Annotated in this window: 18 protein-coding genes; 16 read left to right on the forward strand and 2 right to left on the reverse strand. The window is 64.5% G+C overall.

Annotated features, from left to right (window positions below):
- Positions 1–8 precede the first annotated feature (8 nt).
- From Cocul_RS01715 to Cocul_RS01765, 11 genes are all read left to right on the forward strand, one after another.
- Entirely contained in the window at positions 9–758 is a 750-nt protein-coding gene (locus tag Cocul_RS01715) for a cell division protein FtsQ/DivIB (RefSeq protein WP_055121585.1), read from the forward strand.
- Positions 759–884: 126 nt separating this feature from the next.
- Positions 885–2132: a cell division protein FtsZ gene (gene ftsZ / locus Cocul_RS01720; RefSeq protein WP_055121586.1), complete on the forward strand. Its 1248-nt coding sequence runs from the start codon at positions 885–887 to the stop codon at positions 2130–2132.
- An 11-nt stretch (positions 2133–2143) separates the two neighbouring features.
- Positions 2144–2878, forward strand: coding sequence for a peptidoglycan editing factor PgeF (gene pgeF / locus Cocul_RS01725; RefSeq protein WP_055121587.1), 735 nt, complete (start codon positions 2144–2146; stop codon positions 2876–2878).
- Positions 2878–3573 (forward strand): YggS family pyridoxal phosphate-dependent enzyme, encoded by a 696-nt coding sequence (locus tag Cocul_RS01730; RefSeq protein WP_055121588.1) that lies wholly within the window; start codon positions 2878–2880, stop codon positions 3571–3573. The genes pgeF and Cocul_RS01730 overlap by 1 nt, the downstream gene beginning before the upstream one ends.
- Before the next feature lie 63 nt (positions 3574–3636).
- Positions 3637–4155 carry a cell division protein SepF gene (locus Cocul_RS01735; RefSeq protein ID WP_055121589.1) on the forward strand — a complete coding sequence of 173 codons (519 nt, stop codon included), beginning with the start codon at positions 3637–3639 and terminating at the stop codon, positions 4153–4155.
- Positions 4156–4213: 58 nt separating this feature from the next.
- Complete coding sequence (locus tag Cocul_RS01740) at positions 4214–4507, forward strand: YggT family protein (protein WP_055121590.1); 294 nt, start codon at positions 4214–4216, stop codon at positions 4505–4507.
- 211 nt (positions 4508–4718) lie between these two features.
- Positions 4719–5618: a DivIVA-like cell division protein Wag31 gene (gene wag31, locus Cocul_RS01745; RefSeq protein ID WP_055121591.1), complete on the forward strand. Its 900-nt coding sequence runs from the start codon at positions 4719–4721 to the stop codon at positions 5616–5618.
- Positions 5619–5732: 114 nt separating this feature from the next.
- Positions 5733–5918, forward strand: coding sequence for a hypothetical protein (locus Cocul_RS01750; RefSeq protein WP_055121592.1), 186 nt, complete (start codon positions 5733–5735; stop codon positions 5916–5918).
- A gap of 233 nt (positions 5919–6151) precedes the next feature.
- Complete coding sequence (gene ileS, locus Cocul_RS01755; protein WP_055121593.1) at positions 6152–9367, forward strand: isoleucine--tRNA ligase; 3216 nt, start codon at positions 6152–6154, stop codon at positions 9365–9367.
- A 38-nt stretch (positions 9368–9405) separates the two neighbouring features.
- Positions 9406–10767 (forward strand): dihydrolipoyl dehydrogenase family protein, encoded by a 1362-nt coding sequence (locus tag Cocul_RS01760; protein ID WP_055121594.1) that lies wholly within the window; start codon positions 9406–9408, stop codon positions 10765–10767.
- A 67-nt stretch (positions 10768–10834) separates the two neighbouring features.
- Positions 10835–12232: a DNA polymerase IV gene (locus tag Cocul_RS01765; RefSeq protein ID WP_055121595.1), complete on the forward strand. Its 1398-nt coding sequence runs from the start codon at positions 10835–10837 to the stop codon at positions 12230–12232.
- Here the strand turns inward: Cocul_RS01765 and fic are convergent.
- Complete coding sequence (gene fic / locus Cocul_RS01770; protein ID WP_055121596.1) at positions 12227–12829, reverse strand: protein adenylyltransferase Fic; 603 nt, start codon at positions 12827–12829, stop codon at positions 12227–12229. The two genes, Cocul_RS01765 and fic, sit on opposite strands and share 6 nt — an antisense overlap.
- 12 nt (positions 12830–12841) lie before the next feature.
- Complete coding sequence (locus Cocul_RS01775) at positions 12842–13774, reverse strand: asparaginase (protein WP_055121597.1); 933 nt, start codon at positions 13772–13774, stop codon at positions 12842–12844.
- 144 nt (positions 13775–13918) lie between these two features.
- Here Cocul_RS01775 and Cocul_RS01780 point away from each other — a divergent pair, with 144 nt between their 5' ends.
- The 5 genes from Cocul_RS01780 to Cocul_RS11645 all read left to right on the forward strand — a co-directional run bounded on the left by Cocul_RS01780 (position 13919) and on the right by Cocul_RS11645 (position 19420).
- Positions 13919–14611, forward strand: coding sequence for a WKL family lipoprotein (locus Cocul_RS01780; RefSeq protein ID WP_055121598.1), 693 nt, complete (start codon positions 13919–13921; stop codon positions 14609–14611).
- A gap of 530 nt (positions 14612–15141) precedes the next feature.
- Entirely contained in the window at positions 15142–15849 is a 708-nt protein-coding gene (locus Cocul_RS01785; protein ID WP_245622067.1) for an MspA family porin, read from the forward strand.
- A 35-nt stretch (positions 15850–15884) separates the two neighbouring features.
- A complete protein-coding gene (locus tag Cocul_RS12160) occupies positions 15885–16241 on the forward strand; it encodes a hypothetical protein (RefSeq protein ID WP_055121599.1) in 357 nt (118 codons plus the stop codon).
- A gap of 21 nt (positions 16242–16262) precedes the next feature.
- Positions 16263–18284 carry a hypothetical protein gene (locus Cocul_RS12165; RefSeq protein ID WP_150114299.1) on the forward strand — a complete coding sequence of 674 codons (2022 nt, stop codon included), beginning with the start codon at positions 16263–16265 and terminating at the stop codon, positions 18282–18284.
- Positions 18285–18541: 257 nt separating this feature from the next.
- The gene (locus Cocul_RS11645) at positions 18542–19420 is read left to right on the forward strand and encodes a TNT domain-containing protein (protein ID WP_150114300.1); all 879 of its coding nucleotides are present in this window, start codon (positions 18542–18544) and stop codon (positions 19418–19420) included.
- Position 19421: the final 1 nt, after the last annotated feature.

A 19421-nucleotide genomic window follows, 5' to 3' on the forward strand; every position in this document is an offset into this window, starting at 1 on the left:
GGGCGGATATGGCTTCTTTTCCTTCTTTTCCCTGGCGCAGGTCGCGGCGGGAGCAACCGGAACAACCGGAGCGATCCCCGAGGCGGATCACCCCCCGCCTGCTGCTCATCATCGCGGCGGCGTTGCTGGTGCTGATCGCGGGAGCGGCGGCGGTGTTGTGGACGCAGCCGGTGCTCAAGGTGGGTGCCGTGGAGATCACGGGGACCCGGCACGTGCCGGTGGAGCAGGTGCGCGAGGTCAGCGGCGTGACGGAGGGCCAGAACCTGGTTCGGGTGAACGAATCCGCGGCGGCCACGGAGGTGGCCCGGCTGGATTGGGTGGAGAGCGTGACGGTATCGCGCTCCCTGCCGTCCACGGTGCGCATCGAGGTCACGGAGCACACCCCCGTGCTGTTCACGAGGGAGGGGGATCAGGCGCTGCTTATCGACGCCCACGGCCAAGCCTTTGCCTACGGCGACCCCCCGGAAGGCACGGTGGAGGCCACGGGCGAGGGCATAACCGGGGAGGCAGCCGATCCGGAGATGGTGAGAACCCTGGTGGAGGCCGTGAATGCCATTGATCCCGGGGTGCGTGCGCAGGTAGCCTCGGTGTCTGTACCGAACCAGTGGGAGATCGAGTTCCGCCTTGCCGATGGCCGCACGGTGTATTGGGGCTCCCTGGAGGATTACCGAGACAAGGCTTTGGCCATGCGCACGGTGCTCACCCGGGAGGGGCAGCGGTGGGACGTGTCTAATCCCCGGCTGGTCACGGTGCGCTAGGCCGTGCCCGGCGGCGGCGCGACACGCCGCCGCAAATGTCCGCCACTCCGGCGGATTTTTCCCTCATGATGGACAGCGTAGATTTTTATAGAATTCTCAACTCTTCTGAAAGGCGAGCCGCATCTCATGACCTCTCCGAATAATTACCTCGCCGTCATCAAGGTCGTCGGCGTCGGCGGCGGTGGCGTTAATGCCGTGAACCGCATGATCGAGGAGGGACTCAAGGGTGTTGAGTTCATTGCGGTAAACACCGATTCCCAGGCCCTGATGTTTTCCGACGCGGACGTGAAGCTGGACATCGGGCGCGAGGCCACTCGCGGCCTGGGGGCCGGGGCGAACCCGGAGGTGGGGCGCGCCTCGGCGGAGGATCACAAGTCGGAGATCGAGGAATCGCTCAAGGGCGCGGACATGGTGTTCGTGACCGCAGGTGAGGGCGGCGGAACCGGCACCGGCGCGGCTCCCGTGGTGGCGGGGATCGCCAAGAAGATGGGTGCTTTGACCATTGGCGTGGTGACCCGCCCCTTTAAGTTCGAGGGTAAGCGCCGCACCCGGCAGGCGCTGGAGGGGATCGACGCCCTCAAGGAGGTCTGCGATACCGTCATCGTGATCCCGAACGATCGGCTCATGGAGCTGGGCGACGCCACGCTCTCCATGATGGAGGCCTTCCGTGCCGCCGATGAGGTTCTGCACAACGGCGTGCAGGGCATCACGAACCTGATTACCACCCCCGGCGTGATCAACGTGGACTTCGCGGACGTGCGCTCCGTGATGGCAGATGCCGGTTCCGCCCTCATGGGTGTGGGCTCGGCGCGCGGCGATAACCGCGTGATGAACGCCGCCGAGCAGGCCATCAACTCCCCGCTGCTGGAGTCCACGATGGAGGGCGCTACCGGCGTGCTGCTCTCCGTGGCTGGCGGCTCCGATCTGGGCCTGCACGAGGTCTACGAGGCGAACTCGATGGTGGAGGACAAGGCGGACGAGGACGTGAACCTCATCTGGGGCACGATCATCGACGATAACCTTGGCGACGAGGTGCGCGTGACCATCGTGGCCACCGGCTTCGACGCCGCCACGAACGCGGTGTCGGAATCCTCCCGCGAGCAGGCCCCGGCGGCCGCGTCGTCGGCGTCGGCAGCCTCCGCGGCTCCGGCGGCTCCTGCGGAAGATCCCACCCCGGCGCCGAGCGAGCGCGGCTCGCTTTTTGCCGAGCGGGAGCGCCGCCGCGAGGAGGAGCCCTCCGCGCGGCACCGCCTGGATTCCCCCCGGCGTCGAGAAGGCGGCAGCGGGCTCTTTACTCACCGCGAGGAGGAGCGCGATTGGCGCCGCCGCGACGATGAGGGTGACGAACTCGACGTGCCGGATTTCCTGCGCTAGATTCCGCTGGTATGCCACTGACCGATAGCCCCCGCCCCGTCCGCAAGGTTTTTACCAGCCGAGCGGGCGGGGTTTCTTCTGCCCCGTACTCCTCGTTCAACCTGGCCCTGCACGTGGGCGATGACCCACAGGACGTGGGGGCCAACCGGCGTCGATTAGCCCGGGTGGTGGGAGTGCCTGCGGAGCGCTTCGTGTGGATGGAACAGCTGCACACCAATACGGTAACGGTGGTAACCGAGCCCGCAGAGGGCCCGGTGGAGGCCACGGACGCGCTGGTGACCACCACCCCGAACCTCGTGCTCGCGGTGCTGGTGGCCGATTGCGTGCCGGTGCTGCTCTCTGACGCTCGGGCCGGGGTGGTGGCGGCCGTGCACGCGGGTAGGCTGGGCGCGCGTAACGGGATCCTGCCGCGCGCGGTGGAGGCGATGGTACGCTGCGGGGCCCACCCGGAGGATGTGCACGCGCTGGTGGGGCCCGCGGCGGCGGGAGAATCCTACGAGGTGCCGGAGGCGATGGCGAGGGACGTGGAGGCGCGGCTGCCGGGGGCGTTGACGCGGACGCAGGCGGGCACGCCGGGGCTGGACCTGCGCGCGGGCCTGGAGAGGCAACTGCGGGGATTAGGCGTGCGGGCGGTGGACGTAGACCCCCGGGATACCATCGCCGATGAGCAATTCTTCTCTTATCGCCGCGAGGGCACCACGGGGCGGCAGGCCGGGCTGGTGTGGTTGGAGGGGAAGGAAGCCTGATGAATCGACGCGAGGAATTGCGGCAGAACCTTCAGCGCGTGCGCGAGGTGATCGCGCGGGAGGCCCAGCGCGCCGGGCGCGATCCGCGAGGGATTACCTTGCTGCCGGTAACCAAGTTCCACCCGGCCAGCGATGTTGCCCTGCTTGCGGAACTCGGCGTGCGCGAGGTGGGGGAGAACCGCGAGCAGGAGGCCCGCGCCAAGGCGGAGGAACTGCCCCGTGTGCAATTTCACATGATCGGCCAGGTGCAGACTAAGAAGGCCAATTCCGTGGCGCGCTGGGCGGCGAGCGTTCACTCCGTGGATTCCCTCAAGCTCGTGGCCGCCCTGGATCGCGGGGCGGGCCGGGCTGTGGAGCGAGGCGAGCGGGAGAGCCCCCTGGCATGCTTCGTGCAGTGGAGCGCGGACGGGGACGCTCGGCGCGGCGGAGCTACCGAGGTCGCTCCGCTTCTTAACGCCCTGGTGGCCGCCCCGCACCTGCTGCTTGCGGGCATCATGTGCGTGCCGCCGGTGGGCAGCGAGGCCGCCGAGGTCTTTTCCCGCGCGCACCGCTTGCGCCGCGAGGAGGAGGAGCGCCTGGGGCGTCGCCTCCTGTTGTCCGCCGGGATGTCGGGAGACATGGGTGAGGCGATTGCGGCGGGGACGGATATTGTGCGTGTCGGAACGGGAATCATGGGCGCGCGCCCACTAGCCTGAGTACCGATTCAAGTTAGCCACCGCGGTGCTCATGGCGCACCGCGAGCAGAGGGGACGTGAGAGATGTCGATCATCAAGAATGCCAAGGAGTTCTTCGGCCTGGCGCCGGCGGATGCCTACCACGACGACGCCTACTACGGTGAGGACGTCCACTACGAGTCGCAGGGTAGCGCCGCCTACCAGCCCCGCCGCGAGCCGGGATACGAGTACGGCTCGGACTACGGGCGGGAACGCGGTGCGGCTTCGGCACCCAGCCGACACGAGCCGGTCAGCCGGGGGAACGTGGAGCGCGCGGGCAGCGTGGCGGCCGGGCCTTACGTCCCCGCCGTGGTGCCGGTGCGGCTGACCTCCTTCACCCAGTCCGCGGAGGTGGGCGAGCCCTTCCGCGATGGCGACGCCGTGGTGTTCGATCTCAGCGGCATGGACCTTGATGAGGCCAAGCGGGTGCTCGACTTCGCCTCGGGCCTGTGCTTCGCGCTGCGCGGGCAGATGAAGAAGCTGGTTCCCCGCGTCTTTGCCATCGTTCCCGATGGCGCCTCCATCTCCACCCGGGAGTTGGAAGAGGCCGCCCGCCTGCGCTAACCCGCGGGCGGCTACCCCTGGCTCCCGTGCGCGGGAAACTCCATTAGGCTGGATCACCGTGATAGACCTCGGCCTCGTACTCCTGATCCTGTTGCGGATCTTTACCCTGCTGCTCATCGTGCGCATCGTGGTTGAAATGATCCAGTCTTTTTCCCGGAGTTTCCGCCCGCCACGGGCCTTTTATCTCGTGGCGGAGCCGATTTTCCGGGTCACCGATCCGCCGCTGAAGGCCCTGCGGCGGGTGATTCCCCCGCTGAACATGGGCGGGGTGGCGCTGGATATTTCGGTGATCGTGTTGTTCTTGATCTGCTCGCTGCTGAGCCAGTTGGTTCTGGTGGCTTTCTTCCGCTGATGCCGCGGGGGTGGCGGGTAAAAACCCGCTTTGATTGGCGGAAACACTCAAGATCAACTAAAGAATTAAGTTAGGTACTATACTCGGTGTCAGTGTGGATTCATCTACACTGGCTGCGAAGAACCGCAATGTAATTTACAGAACGCAACCGTAAGGCTTGATGGGCCTTACACCTAGCCCCATCGGGGCGACGAACTCGAAGGGATCTCCAATGCCGCTGACACCAGCAGATGTGCACAACGTAGCTTTTAGCAAGCCGCCGATCGGCAAGCGGGGCTACAACGAGGACGAGGTGGATCAGTTCCTCGATCTGGTGGAGGACACCCTCGCTCAGTTGCAGGAGGAAAACGAGGATCTGCGCCAGCGCGTGGGCGAGCTGAAGGATTCCTCCTCCTCCGCTGGGGCTGCGGCTTCCCGTTCCACCTCCTCCTCCGTGGACGAGTCCGCGCTGCGCCGCGAGATTGAGTCCGAGCTGCGTTCCGAGTATGAGGCTCAGCTCACCCAGGCGAAGAAGGCCACCCAGAAGGCCGAGGCTGACATCAAGGCCGCCCGCGAGGAGGCCGACCGCGCGAAGAAGGAGGCCGCAGAGGCCAAGAACCGCGCCTCCGCAGCCTCCTCCCAGCAGGCACAGGCCTCCGCCGCAGTGGAGACCTCCACGGATTCCAACGTCCAGGCCGCGAAGGTTCTGGGCATGGCCCAGGAGATGGCCGACCGCCTGACCACCGAGGCCCAGATGGAATCCAAGTCCATGCTGGACGAGGCCCGCCAGGCCGCGGAGAAGCAGCTCAGCGAGGCCGATACCAAGGCGCGCACCCTGGTGGCGGACGCGGAGAAGAAGTCCGAGGAGACCTTGGCCGCCGCGCATTCCCGCGCGGAGACCCAGGTGCGTCAGGCAGAGGAAAAGGCCGCCGCCCTCAAGCAGGACGCGGAGCGCAAGCACTCCGAGATCATGTCCACCGTCAAGCAGCAGCAGACGGCCCTGGAATCCCGCATCGCGGAGCTGCGTACCTTCGAGCGCGAGTATCGCACCCGCCTCAAGACCATGCTGCAAAGCCAGCTGGAGGAACTGGAGTCTCGCGGCTCCACGGTGACGAACTCCACGGAGAGCTAATCGCCCCTCCACGCCCCTTGACCCCCGCCGCGATAGCACCTCGCGGCGGGGGTCAAGCGCGTCTGATGAAGGACGGTGCCGGAGCGAGGGGAACGCGGCGGCTACACTGGGGCCATGCTCGTTGCCGCCTTGATCTGTACCGCCCTCGCCCTGGTGAGTTTCGTCGTCGTGATCGTGACGGGATACACCCTCGGGCTGGTGGTGATGTTCCTGTTGGTGGCGGTGGCGGCCTCGCTGCTGGTGATTGACATGAGCGCCAAGCGGCACCCCACGGGGCGGCACTCGGCGGGGGACCGGTAGGGCGCTATACTGTGGTGCATATGCGTCGATCCGGCCATCACCGGGGAGCATTCGGAAGAACGGCGGGGTGCCGCTTAGTAGAACCGAACGGCTGAGGCCCGTTAGTGCCTTCACTTGAGCAATGAAGCGGCTGTGTTGCGCGGCGGAAAGCGGCGGGGCGCGGCAAGCAGGGTGGTACCGCGCGGTGATCCGCGTCCCTGCATTCCAGTTCGCATGAGTGAAGGAGAGGCGTCATGGCCGCGAGTGCCGGAAATAATGAAAACCAGGTGGGTTCGGTATATCCCAAGGTGGATCTCACGGGGGGGTCTACCCGTTTCCCCGATATGGAGCAGCAGGTGCTGGCCTACTGGAAGGAGGACGGCACCTTCCAGGAGTCGCTGCGCCGCCGCGAGGGCTGCCCGGAGTACGTCTTTTATGACGGTCCGCCCTTTGCCAACGGCCTGCCGCATTATGGGCACCTGCTCACCGGGTATGTGAAGGACATCGTTCCGCGCTTTAAGACCATGCGCGGCTATCACGTGCCCCGCGTGTTTGGCTGGGATACCCACGGCCTACCCGCGGAGCTGGAGGCGGAAAAGCAGCTGGGCATCAAGGACAAGGGCGAGATCGAGGCGATGGGTCTGGCCAAGTTCAATGAGTATTGCGCCTCCTCGGTGCTGCGGTACACGGAGGAGTGGAAGCAGTACGTGACCCGGCAGGCGCGCTGGGTGGACTTTGATAACGGCTACAAGACGATGGATCTCTCCTACATGGAGTCCGTGATCTGGGCGTTTAAGCGGCTCTATGAGAAGGGCCTGGTGTACCAGGGCTTTAGGGTGCTGCCGTACTCCTGGGCGGAGCACACCCCGCTCTCTAATCAGGAAACGCGCCTGGATGATTCCTACAAGGAGCGGCAGGATCCCACGCTCACGGTGACCATGCCGATCACCGGGGCCAAGCCGGGCACCCGGGGCGAGGAGACCCTGGAGGCCCACCCGGAGTTGCGCGAGGCCGCCGCGATCGCCTGGACCACCACGCCCTGGACGCTGCCCTCGAACATGGCCCTGGCGGTGAACCCCACGGTGGATTACGCGCTGGTGCGCGTGGGGGAGCAGGGCGCGGAGGGCTTTGCCGGGGCCACGCTGCTGCTGGCGGAGAACCTCCGGGGGGCCTACGCCAAGGAGTTGGGCGAGGACGCTCAGGTGCTGGGCACCTATGCCGGTGCGGATCTGGTGGGGCTGACCTACCGGCCGATCTTCGAGCATTTTGCGGAGAAGGCGGAGGAGGGGGCGTTCCGCATCTTGGCGGCGGAGTACGTGACCACCGAGGACGGCACGGGCATTGTGCACCAGGCCCCGGCCTTTGGTGAGGACGATATGAACACCTGCCAGGCGGAGAATATCCCGATGGTGCTCCCGGTGGACATGGACGGCAAGTTCACCTCCCTGGTGCCGGAGTACGAGGGGCAGCTGGTATTCGACGCGAACAAGAACATCATCAGGGATCTCAAGGCCACCGGCCGAGTGCTGCGCCACCAGACCATCGTGCACTCCTACCCGCATTCCTGGCGTTCCGGGGAGCCGCTGATCTACATGGCGCTGCCCAGCTGGTTCGTATCCGTGACCAAGATCCGCGAGCGCATGGTGGAACTCAATCACGAGGGCATCGAGTGGATGCCGGAGCACGTGCGCGACGGGCAGTTTGGCAAGTGGCTGGAGGGAGCGCGCGATTGGAATATCTCGCGCTCGCGCTACTGGGGTTCGCCCATCCCGGTGTGGGTGTCCGATAACGAGGAATACCCGCGCGTGGACGTGTATGGCTCCCTGGACGAGTTGGAGCGGGACTTCGGCGTGCGCCCCACCTCCCTGCACCGCCCCTACATCGACGAGCTGACCCGCCCCAACCCGGACGATCCCACGGGGAAGTCCACCATGCGCCGCGTGCCGGACGTGCTCGACGTGTGGTTTGATTCCGGCTCCATGCCCTTTGCGCAGTTCCATTACCCCTTTGAGAACAAGGAGTGGTTTGAGTCCCACGCCCCGGCGGACTTCATCGTGGAGTACATCGGGCAGACGCGCGGTTGGTTCTACCTCCTGCACGTGCTTTCCACGGGGCTCTTTGACCGCCCGGCCTTCAAAAAGGTGGTGGCGCACGGCATCGTGCTGGGCGATGACGGGCTGAAGATGTCCAAGTCCAAGGGCAACTACCCGGACGTCAATGAGGTGTTTGACCGCGATGGTTCGGACGCCATGCGCTGGTTCCTCATGAGCTCGCCTATCCTGCGCGGCGGCAACCTCATCGTCACCGAGCGCGGTATCCGCGAGGGCGTGCGTCAGGCGCTGCTGCCCCTGTGGAACGCTTATTCCTTCCTCCAGCTGTATTCCTCCCAGCCCGCGCGGTGGTCGGTGGATTCCCCGGATGTGCTGGATCGTTATATCCTGGCCAAGTTGCACGACGTGGTGGCCGGGGTGGAAAGGGCCCTGGATGCCACGGACATCGCCTCCGCCTGCGATCAGGTGCGGTGGTTCTGTGACGCGCTGACCAACTGGTACGTGCGCCGATCCCGGGAGCGGTTCTGGGCCGGGGATCAGGAGCACCCGGAGGCGTTTAACACCCTGTACACGGTGCTAGAGACCATCACCCGCGTGGCGGCCCCCCTGCTGCCCTACGCCACCGAGGTCATGTGGCGCGGCCTCACCGGGGGACGTTCGGTGCACCTCACGGACTACCCGCAGGCGGCGGACTTCCCGGCGGATAAGAACCTGGTGGCCGCGATGGACGCGGTGCGCGGGGTGTGCTCGGCGGCGTCGTCGGTACGCAAGGCGCACAAGCTGCGCAACCGCCTGCCGCTGCCGGCGCTCACGGTGGCCATGCCGGGAGCGGATTCCCTGGCGGAGTTCGCCGCGATTATCCGCGACGAGGTGAACGTCAAGGAGGTGCTCCTAAGCGATGACGTGGACGCGGTGGGCCGCTTCGAGGTGGTGGTCAACGCCAAGGTGGCCGGGCCGCGCCTGGGCCGCGACGTGCAGCGGGTCATCAAGGCCGTGAAGGCCGGGAACTACGAGCGTATGGGGGAGACCGTGGTGGCCGATGGCGTGGAACTCACGGCCGAGGAGTTCACGGAGCGCCTGGTGGCGGCCCACCCCGAGTCCACGGCGCGGATCGACGGCCTGGGCGGGCTGGTGTCCTTGAACATGGAGGTCACCGAGGAGCTGGAGGCCGAGGGCTGGGCCGCCGACGTGATCCGGGGCCTCCAAGACGCTCGCAAGGCGGAGAACCTGGAGGTCTCCGATAGGATCGCCGTGGTGCTGAGCGTGCCGGAGGACAAGCGCGAGTGGGCCGCGCGCCACCGCGACCTCATCGCGGGCGAGGTGCTGGCCACCTCCCTGGAGATCATCACCGAGGAGCCGGGCGAGCGGGCGCACGAGGTGGTGAAGGGCGTCACCGCCACGGTGCGGGTGAACAACTAGGCGGGAATAAGGGTGCTCCGTGTGGTTTTATACCTGGTATGAGCACTCTTGATCTGGACGTTGTGATCCTCGGCTTCGGTAAGGCCGGAAAGACCATCGCCATGAAGCGGGGCCAGGCGGGAGACCGCGTGGCCATCGTGGAGCAATCGCCGCAGATGTACGGCGGCACCTGCATCAACATCGGCTGCGTGCCCACCAAGACGCTGCTGACCGACGCCCACCGACACCACCGCACCGGGGACGCCAACCACGCCACGGCCCTGAAGGAGGCGCAGCGCCGCCGCGACGGCCTGACCGCCAAGCTCAACGAGGCGAACAAGCGCCTGGCAGAGGGCAGCAACGTGATGCTTATCGACGGCCGCGCGGCGTTCACCGGGGAGCGAACGGTGGAGGTCACCGGCGGGGAGGAGCGGCTCACGATCACGGCGGAGACCGTGGTGATCAACACCGGCGCGGTGCCGGTGCGGCCGGGTATCCTGGGAATAGACCTCGACCGCGTGCTGGACTCCACCCAGGTGCAGCGCGTGCCCGAGTATCCCCGCCGCCTGGCGGTGGTGGGCGGCGGGCCGATCGGCTTGGAGTTTGCCACGATGTTCGCGCAGTTTGGCACCCAGGTAACGGTGCTAGACGGGGCCTCGACCTTCCTGGGGCGCTATGACCGAGACATCGCCCAGGCCGTGCGGGGCGACCTAGAGGCGCAGGGCATCGAGATCATCAGCGGCGCGCGGGTGGAGGAGTTCCGGGCCGAGGGCGAGGGCGTGGTTGTGCGGCATAGCGGTGGCGAGGTGGAGGCGGATTACGCCCTGGTGGCCATCGGCCGCCGCCCGGCCACGGAAGGGCTGGGCCTAGACAAGGCGGGGGTCGCCACCACCGAGCGCGGGGCGATCGAGGTGGACGAGCACCTGCGCACCAGCGCGCCGGGGGTTTATGCCGCCGGCGATGTGACGGGCGGGCCGCAGTTCACCTACATTTCCTATGACGATCACCGGGTGATCCTGGACGATCGGTGGGGAGACGGCGAGCGCACCACCGAGGGCAGGATCTTCCCCACCACCACCTTCGTGCAGCCGCCGCTGGCGCAGATCGGCATGGGGGAGGACGAGGCCCGCGAGGACACCCAGCGCCGGGGACACACCCTGGAGATCAAGGCACAGGACGTCGCGGACATGGCGATTGTTCCCCGCCCCAAGATCCTCGAGCAGCCGCAGGGCCGGGCGAAGTTCCTGGTGGATAAGGAGGATGACCGCATCCTGGGGGCCACCCTGTACTGCGTGGACTCCCAGGAACTCATCAACACCGTGGCGGTGGCCATGCGGCATGGGGTGGCGGCCTCGGAGCTAGGGGCGGGCATTTATACTCACCCCAGCAGTTCCGAGGTGTTTAACGCCCTGTTGGGGTAAGGTTCCCTGAGCCATATTTTCGCACATGTGATCGACAAATCGCGGCGGGTGACGTATCCTCACAGATATGCAGCGATGGGTCCTTCATATTGATATGGATGCCTTCTTTGCCTCCTGCGAACAACTCACTCGTCCCACGCTGCGGGGACGCCCGGTGCTCGTGGCGGGGGTGGATGGGCGCGGGGTGGTGGCCGGGGCCTCCTACGAGGCCCGTCGCTTTGGCGCGCACTCCGCCATGCCCACCCACCGCGCCGCAGCCCTGGTGGGGTACCGTGCGGTGCTGGTCAAGCCGCGTCGCGCCGTGTACATGACGGCCTCGCGCCGGGTATTCCAGATCGTGCGGCGCTACGCGGGCGTGATCGAGCAACTTTCCGTAGACGAGGCCTTCCTGGAACCGGAGGAGCTGGTGGGGGCCAGCGCGGAGGAGGTGGAGGAATGGGGTAACCGCCTGCGCGAGGTGATCCGCGAGGAGACCGGCCTGCCCTCCTCCATCGGGGCGGGATCGGGCAAGCAGTACGCCAAGATCGGTTCCGGAGAGGCCAAGCCGGATGGCATGTACGTGATCCCCGTGGAGCGCCAGATCGATATGCTGCATCCCCTGGACGTGGGAAAACTCTGGGGGGCGGGGCCAGTGACCCAGAACAAGCTGCGGGCCGTGGGCGTGAACACCATCGGCGATCTTGCGGCGATGACCCAGCGCGAGGTGGAAATCACCCTTGGTTCCACCCTCGGCGTCCAGCTATGGCACCTCGCGCGCGGGCACGACGACCGCCCGGTGCAGCCGCGTGCCGAGGCCAAGCAAATATCCGCCGAGCATACCTACCCGAGGGACCTGGTTACCCGCGCGGAGGTCGATGCGGCCATCACCCGCGCGGCGCAGGGGGCGCACCGTCGGTTGCTTCGCGACGGTCGCGGGGCACGCACCGTCACCGTGAAACTGCGCATGGCGGACTTCCATATCGAATCGCGCTCGGTCACCCTGCCCTACGCCACCGACAACCCCGAAACCCTGCGCGCCACGGCAAACCGGCTGGTGCGTTACCCGGACGAGGTAGGCCCGATCCGCCTGGTGGGGGTGGGGTATTCCGGCTTGGAGACCGCCCAGGACGTGCTCTTCGCCGAACTGGAGCGGCACCTCTCCGCCCCGGAGCGCGCCGATAACGATTACGAGGTGGGCGTGGCCGCGATCCCCGGGGAGCCGGAGAAGGCCGAGGCCGTGAGCATCGAGGCTCCGCCCGCCGGGTGGTACGCCACCGAGGACGTGTACCACCCCGAATACGGGCACGGTTGGGTGCAAGGAAGCGGGCACGGGATCGTCACGGTGCGCTTTGAAACCCGCACCACCAAGGCCGGTTGCACCCGCACCTTTGCCCACGACGATCCTGACCTGCGCCCCGCCGACCCGGTGGACAGCCTGGACTGGGGGGACTGGCTAGCGCACCAGGAGGAAGAGGAGGAATTATAGATCGTTGGCGTCAAACCGCGTGTACCCCTCGTAGGCATAACTGGCGTTGATGCCGCGGGCAAAAAGGGTGCGGTCGCCGCGATCAGGAGTGGTATGACGCTGCACGAGATCGTAAAGCTCCAGGGTGTTCAGGGGGCTGCGCCGTATAGCAGAAAGATACTCCTCCGAGTTAATAAGATGCCACTGTACAACCAGGCCCTGCTCATGGGAGAGCAGGTGGTCCAGCCAAATACGCATGGAGCGCCCGTTGCCCTCGCGGAAGGGGTGAGCCACATTCATTTCCGCGTATTTATCCACGATCTCACGGAGGGTCGTGTGCGGCATAGCTTCAATAGCGTGCACGGCCTCGGGGAGATAGAGCGCCGAGGCGAAGCGGTAATCATTTTTAGAGATATTGATTGTGCGAATTTTTCCGGCAAAGTCATAAATATCCTGAAATAGGATTGTGTGAATGAATTTTAATGTGGAGAACGTTCCTGCAGGGTGATTGAGGAGAAGGCTTTCATCGATAATCCGCATGGCTTGGGATTTGGTGATGCGTTCTTCTATGAGAGAGAGTTCGTGAGGATCGGTGATTCCGAGCTTGTTGGCGAGCATGTGTATCCATCCTTAAAAAACATCGTCCGGCCGTATCCCCGCCGCTAGGGCCACCAGCAGGGCCATGCGGGCCTGCCCGGCCCGCAGATACCCGGCCCCCACGGCACCCCGCGCGCCCAGGGAGGCTCCTCCGCCCTGGCCGCCGTAATCAAAGCGCACCTCGCCGCGATGGGTGCGGGTGGTGATGACCACGGGGATCCCCTGGTCAAGTCCGTCCTCCACGCCACGGGCCAGGTCGGTGCCGATGTTTCCGGCCCCCATCGCCTCGATCACCAGGCCGTGAGCGCCGGCGGAGACGGGGGCGTCGATAAGCGCCCGGGGCGCGCCGGGATAGGCGGCGACGATGTCTACCCTGTGCCCGCTCAGCGCCGCCACGGGGAGGGGAGCGGGGCGGCGGGGTTCGGCGGGGCCGAGGTAGGCGAATGCCTCCAGGGCGGAGGTATCCACCTTGATGGTGCCGCGCGCGGGCAGCACCTTGTGGCCCATGACGATCAGCGCTCCCATGCCACGCGCGGCGGGATCGAGCGCGATGGTGCAGGCCTCGAAGAGGTTATCGGGGCCGTCCGGGGCGGGATCGTCGCTAGGGCGCATGGCCCCGGTGAGGATCACGGGGCGCTCGTCGGAGTGGAAGGAATCGAGGGCGAGGGCGGTTTCCTCCAGGGAATCGGTGCCGTGGGTGATGATGACCCCGGCCACGGCGGGATCGCGGAGTTCCTGGTGGACGGCGGCGATGAGGGCATCGACCTCGTCGAGGCGCAGGGAGGAGGAATCCACGCGGCCGAGTTCGCGCACGCGCAGGCGAACGCGCTCGGGGTGGAAGCGGGAGCGTAGCGGGGCCACCAGATTCTCCCCGGAGAGCGTGGGGATGAGCGCGCCGGAGGCGTCGGTGGTGCAGGCGATGGTGCCGCCGGTGGTGAGGAGGGAGAGGGTCTGCGGGCTGCTCATGATCCCGCCATTGTAGGCGGTGTACGCTGGGCGCGTAGTGTTATCATAAAAACAGGTGTAACATCTTTCCCAAACGTAACTGTTGAGCCCTCGCGCGCCGTCCTCATGCTGTGCGAGATGCCAAAAGTATATGAGGAGAGACCCGTGAAGTTGCACAAGATCGCCGCCGCCACCGCCGCGCTCGGCCTGGGGCTAAGCCTGACCGCCTGCTCTAGCGATGATCAGGACGATAAGGCGGAAGCCACCACCAGCGCTCCGGCCTCCACCACGGCCGCCGAGGTGGCCCCCGCGCTGCCCACCGCCGCCGATCTCAACCAGGTTCTCGCCGCCGCCACCGACCCAAACCGGCCCATCGAAGATAAGATCGCCACCGTCCAGGGCGGGGAAACGGCACCGGAACTCTTTGAGGTCATGGCGCGCTCCAAGGAGGAATCCGGCGCGGATTTCCAGGTGGTAGACCCCGTTTTGGCCGGATACGCCGCTAATGAGGTGCTCACCAGCGTGCAATTCATTCGCCCCGATCAGCCCGAGCAGATGGCCGATAACGTCACCTTTGTGTATGAGAATGGCACCTGGAAGCTCTCTAAGAGCTGGGCCTGCACCCTGATTACCCGCGTGGTGCCGGATCGGGCCCCAGCGATGTGTGCCGATCAGGTGCCCTCCAACGTGCCCCCCGCGCCCGCTCCGGCTGACGACGCCGCTGATGTTCCGGCCCCCGAGGCCCCGGCTGGTGAGGGTGCTGCGGCTCCGGCCGCTCCCGCACCGGGGCAGGCTCCGGCGGAGGTTCCGGCACCTGCTCCGGCTGCTGATGACGCCGGGAACGCCCCGGCGCAGTAGCATATGCGTTGCGCTTCATTGTGCCGTGACCCCTCCTAGGGGGTAGTTCTTAGGGGGTAGGGCCGTGGTGTACACCACGGCCCTTTTTCTGTGTGGGGAATCGTGTGCGTCTTGTGCTGTGTGCCTTGCCGCTGGGGGGGGGTGGCTCTTTACCTGCTGTTTTGTGCTTCTTCGCTGCCAGTAGTGCCGGGATCATAGACCTATGCGGCGGTGTGTGGAGGGGGTTTCTGCTGTGAAATATGCCATATATTTACAGGGGAGAAAACTCTATCGGCGTGGCTATTGCTAGGAGTATGTTCAGTTCTATTGCAGATTCTTACAGGAACTTATGCTTGGAAGTGAGGACTATTATGCTTCAACACCTATGCCGTGCCCTGGTGGCGTGCGGGTGTGCAGTTTCCCCTGTTTTCTTGCCGGGACTGGCCTCCGCCGCGCCGATCATTGATTTTCTGCCCTACCCGGCCGCGCCGTTTGGCGGAGAGAAGCAACTACCGGATCGTTAAGCGGAGCGGGTCACCGCAGACGGCTGGGTGCTCCACGCACTAAAGGAGGGGGAGAAAATCAACGTCGCTCCGCCGTTGGATTCCGCAGCCACCACCGGAGAGAGTTTTGGCACCGTGACTGGGTGGGTGTGGATCGACGGCCACGGCAATCCGGAGATTGCGGGGGCGGTTTTTGAATCGGGATACCAGATCGGCTGTGGCGTGGACGTCTCCGGCGGAGTGGACTATGACGTGACCGGAACCGTGGGGGTGGCACCGCACGGCACCGTGGGCATGGAGGGCGGCCCGCACATCAACGGCGGAGTGGAGGGAGGCCCGAGCGTTAGCCTCGGCGGAGAGGCAGGCCCCGAGGTCAAGGTGACGCTTCCCGACGGCTCCCTCACCGCAGGCGCGGACGCCAAAGTCAAGCCGGAGGCGGGTGCCGATGCCACCGGGAAACTGGAAATGGGCGGTGATGCCACCGCCAAGGGAGAGTTCGGAGTAGACACCAAGGCGGAGGTCACCCCCACCATTCGCGGACATCTGCACCCGGGCAAGGTGACCAACGTGGCCCTGGTATCCATGCCCATTGATCCGCGTTTCCAGCGCGCGGGCGGCGGCTTTACCGGGGCGCATTTGCAGGTCAACGGGTGTGCCGGCCCGGTGACGGTGCGTTCCTACGTGACCATCTCCGCCAAGTCTGCCACCTCGATGGATGCGGTGAGCGTGTACGGGGACGCGCAGCGCATCCGGTAACAAGCGGGGCCGAACAGGGATACAAGGGGAATGCTATGGGACAGCATGAGCGGTATGACACGGAAGGCACCGATACCTTGGTGGGGGCGGATTATACGGGCGATCAGTGGCAGGCGGCCGAGGAGGGCGTGTACCCGGTAGCGGGAACACTGCCGCAGGACTCCCAGGAACCCGCCGCCTCGGCGGTGTGGGCGGGCATCGGTAAGGCCGTGGTGGGGCTCATCGCGATGATCGGTGTGCTAGCCCTGGGGCAGAACATGGGCGCGTACATAGAGCGCTGGGGATACGTGCCGGTGATGCTCGTGTACATGGTGGACATGATGTGCGCCGGTGCTTTGCTCACTGCGGGGGCGATGGGCATATGGGCGACGGTGAGGAACAAGTGGGCATGAGGAACAAAGGCGCTTTTCCGGGTGCTGCTCGCCGCAGGCACGGTACACCTCTTGTGTACACCGATGGTGCAGGCGGAAACCCCGGAGCAGCGGTGCCAACGCGAGACCGCAGCCTGGAACTCCACGCAGGAGGCATTGTGGCGAGCCACTCACCCCGGCCAGGAACCCGGCCCAGGGGCGTGGCCCGGATACGTGTGCGTGGGTGGGCCGGATATACCTGGTACCTCCGGGGATACCGAGCAGGGCAATGGGGTATCCGATGATCTGGGCGGAGTACCAAGCCCGGCGGAGCAGGACTCCGGCACCGGGCACCAACGGGTACACCGCTGGGAAGATGACGCCACCCCGCCGGGACGGGTCCACAGGTATGAGGGCTTTGGCCCGCGCGAATCCGAATACTCCCAGGACATGCGCCTGGGTGGTCTGGGAGAAACGAGCCGAGGTAATCAAGGCGGTGCTGCCCCTGTTTCTTCTGCACCGGGTGATGGAACGATGGGTCCTGGTGGCGCGCGTTCCAATGTGCCCCAGGTGCCCTCCTGGGAGATCACCGTCCCGGAACCTGTGGACACTCATGGCGCAACCGGGACGGAATCGCGGCGGGTGCGCGTGGTGGAGGATCAGCAGGGCCGCACGGTGGTGGTAGACGACGCCGGACGAGCCACCGGGGAGGTGATTGTGAGCGATCCCGCCACCGGGCGCAATATCGCCGTGGCGCGCGATGAATCCTTGGCCGGGCAGCTCTTTGAGGTACTCGATGAGGCAGGCGCGCCCCTGCGGAACGAGAATGAGCTGACTACTGCGAGGAGCGAAACCCCTGCGGCGCCCCATGAAGAATCAGGTAGAACCAGCGGCGACGAGCAAGAAAATCGGCCCGCCACCGGGGCACCGGGAGAAGGGCTACTCGGCACAGCCGGAGCCGTGGCGGGTGCGGCGGCCGTCGTAGCGAGGCGGGTACGACGCCGCGATGGCTCCCACCGGGCAGATATTGATTGGGGTGGTGGACGCAAGCAATCGCTGGTGCTACTCGAAGGGCCAAACTCACCCCGCGAGCACGTATTTGACATGGACGTGCCTCCCGGCGGGCGGCTGAGCAAAAACGCCGACGGCTCCGTGGACGTGCTGGACGCTCAGGGAAACGTGGTGGAACACGTCCAAGCTCCCTGGGCTTACGATGCCTCCGGCCGCAAGGTGCCCACCTGGTATGAGGTGGGGGAGGATAACCGGTTAGTCCAGATAGTAGACCCCCAGCGCACCACTGCGTTGCCAGTGGTGGCGGACCCCGATAGGAAAAAGGCTAGAGCAAGCGCCTATAAGAGTAAGAGCGCAGGCGGTGGCAAGAGGCCCCCACGGCAGAAGATTAAGGGGATCGGGCAGCCGCCGTCATCGCAAAAAGGAAGTGGAAAGCCCACGGCTACGGCTCCTAAGCCGAGTACGCCCAAACCAAGCGCTAAGCCTAGCCCGAAGCCGCAGCAGCCGGTGAAGCAACCCGAGGTAAAAACGCTGCCTCCGGGGAGCCCGAGGCAGAAGATTAAGGGTGTAGGGTATCCACCGCAGTCAACGGCTAAGAATGATCCCCTTGCAAGTGGCAGGAACATATTGAATGTTCCACCAGCTGACCCGGAGAAAGCGTCCGTGGTGCCCGAAGGGCAGTACAAACCGATCCAGATGTTCAATCAGGACGGAACCGTCAACCCCAACTATCAGAATAACTTTCCTAAGAAAGTTGATTCCCAGGGGAAGGACGGAAACCTTGACAAGCATGTACGTCCCGGTAAGAATCCGTTGCCACCGGACTATAGTCAGGTGGGTAAGCCGTTGCCGCCTAATGCGCCACGCCGGAAGATCACGGCAGTGGGAGGGCCTCAGCCTGATCCGTATGCACAAGAGCAAGGTGGGAAAGGAAATAATGCTGCTCAGAATCAGAAGCTGACTAAAGATTCTTCTGGCAAGAATGAGGAGGAGAATAAGGGGTTCCGCACGAAAGTAAAAGATGCCATTCGGGCCGGGGGTAAAAAATTGACAAATGGGAAGATGGTAACTTAAAGTGCGAAGAAGATGCTCTAAAGAAACGTGAAAAATCTGATAATAAAGTAATTAGAGGTACGGCGAAGGTTGAACGCTGGATTTATCGTGGAGAAAAGAAACTCTCTGAGTCATTCCGTGATGGGATTGGGGGTGCGGCACCCCTGGTCGGACTAGGGGAAGATGGCGGACCCGGTGTCAAAGAGTCATGGCGAGACGGACCAGGGGCATTAGTTGGTGCTAGCGATGATGTATCCCCTAAAGAAGCATGGAAGTCTGTGGGTAAAGAAGCAATTGCCTATGATGAATGGAAGGAGAAAAAGTACCCAGAGGCGATTACGCTTACCGCAATAAACCTCGTTGGGCTAAAAGGTGTAGATAAGTCTGGCAAGGCGATAAAGCCTAAAAAGCCGACGCAGCCATTTCCGCAACCTAAGCCGACACCGAAACCTGCAAAACCTATACAGGGTAGCCCACGTGTTCCGGAGCAAAAACCGACAAAACCTGTAAAAATTTCACTGGAAAAACCACGGGCTGTCAAACCGGAGACGACGTCCCCTCGAGTTCTTCCTCCACAGCAGAATCCGTTGCCGAAAGAAACGGGTAAAGTTGATTCCAGTCCAGCATGGTACCGCGCAGAGGGGCAGAACCCTGATACCGTTCCGCCTACCATTCGGAACGAAGAGTTCTTCCCCGAGGAATATCGTCCGTATGGAGACCTTACTCATCCAGAATTTGTTGAGAAATGGGGGCCGGGAGATGATCCCAAGTGGCCACCAAAGAATGGATTTGTTCTCGACGCAGAGGGAAATCCGATTACAACCTTAGTGGAAGATATACCTGAACGGAAGGTTCTTGATAGGATAGGTAACCTAGAAGGAAAGTTCTTGGGTGATGCCGGAGACTCATTCCCGATGCGATCCATGCACCCGGATAGGCCGTTTGAAAAGTACACGAAGGTGATTAGGACAGATGTACCGTTGCCGGATAATATTCGAGTTCGTTTTGGCGAGATTGCTCCTGCTTTTGAACAGCCCGGTGGTGGTACGCAGTATATCTTTGAAAAGATTATCGGAATGGGAAGCGATGGTCCAGAAATTAAGTTGGTCAGTTTAAGGGAATTGATAGACCGCGGATTTTTCAGGGAGATAATTTAAT

The organism is Corynebacterium oculi, assembly GCF_001412105.1.
GTDB classification, from domain to species: domain Bacteria; phylum Actinomycetota; class Actinomycetes; order Mycobacteriales; family Mycobacteriaceae; genus Corynebacterium; species Corynebacterium oculi.

Coding starts and splice junctions, on each gene's coding strand:
- Cocul_RS01715 (WP_055121585.1), top strand. CDS start 9: ATGGCTTCTTTTCCTTCTTTTCCCTGGCGCAGGTCGCGGCGGGAGCAA.
- ftsZ (WP_055121586.1), top strand. CDS start 885: ATGACCTCTCCGAATAATTACCTCGCCGTCATCAAGGTCGTCGGCGTC.
- pgeF (WP_055121587.1), top strand. CDS start 2,144: ATGCCACTGACCGATAGCCCCCGCCCCGTCCGCAAGGTTTTTACCAGC.
- Cocul_RS01730 (WP_055121588.1), top strand. CDS start 2,878: ATGAATCGACGCGAGGAATTGCGGCAGAACCTTCAGCGCGTGCGCGAG.
- Cocul_RS01735 (WP_055121589.1), top strand. CDS start 3,637: ATGTCGATCATCAAGAATGCCAAGGAGTTCTTCGGCCTGGCGCCGGCG.
- wag31 (WP_055121591.1), top strand. CDS start 4,719: ATGCCGCTGACACCAGCAGATGTGCACAACGTAGCTTTTAGCAAGCCG.
- Cocul_RS01750 (WP_055121592.1), top strand. CDS start 5,733: ATGCTCGTTGCCGCCTTGATCTGTACCGCCCTCGCCCTGGTGAGTTTC.
- ileS (WP_055121593.1), top strand. CDS start 6,152: ATGGCCGCGAGTGCCGGAAATAATGAAAACCAGGTGGGTTCGGTATAT.
- Cocul_RS01760 (WP_055121594.1), top strand. CDS start 9,406: ATGAGCACTCTTGATCTGGACGTTGTGATCCTCGGCTTCGGTAAGGCC.
- Cocul_RS01765 (WP_055121595.1), top strand. CDS start 10,835: ATGCAGCGATGGGTCCTTCATATTGATATGGATGCCTTCTTTGCCTCC.
- fic (WP_055121596.1), bottom strand. CDS start 12,829: ATGCTCGCCAACAAGCTCGGAATCACCGATCCTCACGAACTCTCTCTC.
- Cocul_RS01775 (WP_055121597.1), bottom strand. CDS start 13,774: ATGAGCAGCCCGCAGACCCTCTCCCTCCTCACCACCGGCGGCACCATC.
- Cocul_RS12160 (WP_055121599.1), top strand. CDS start 15,885: ATGGGACAGCATGAGCGGTATGACACGGAAGGCACCGATACCTTGGTG.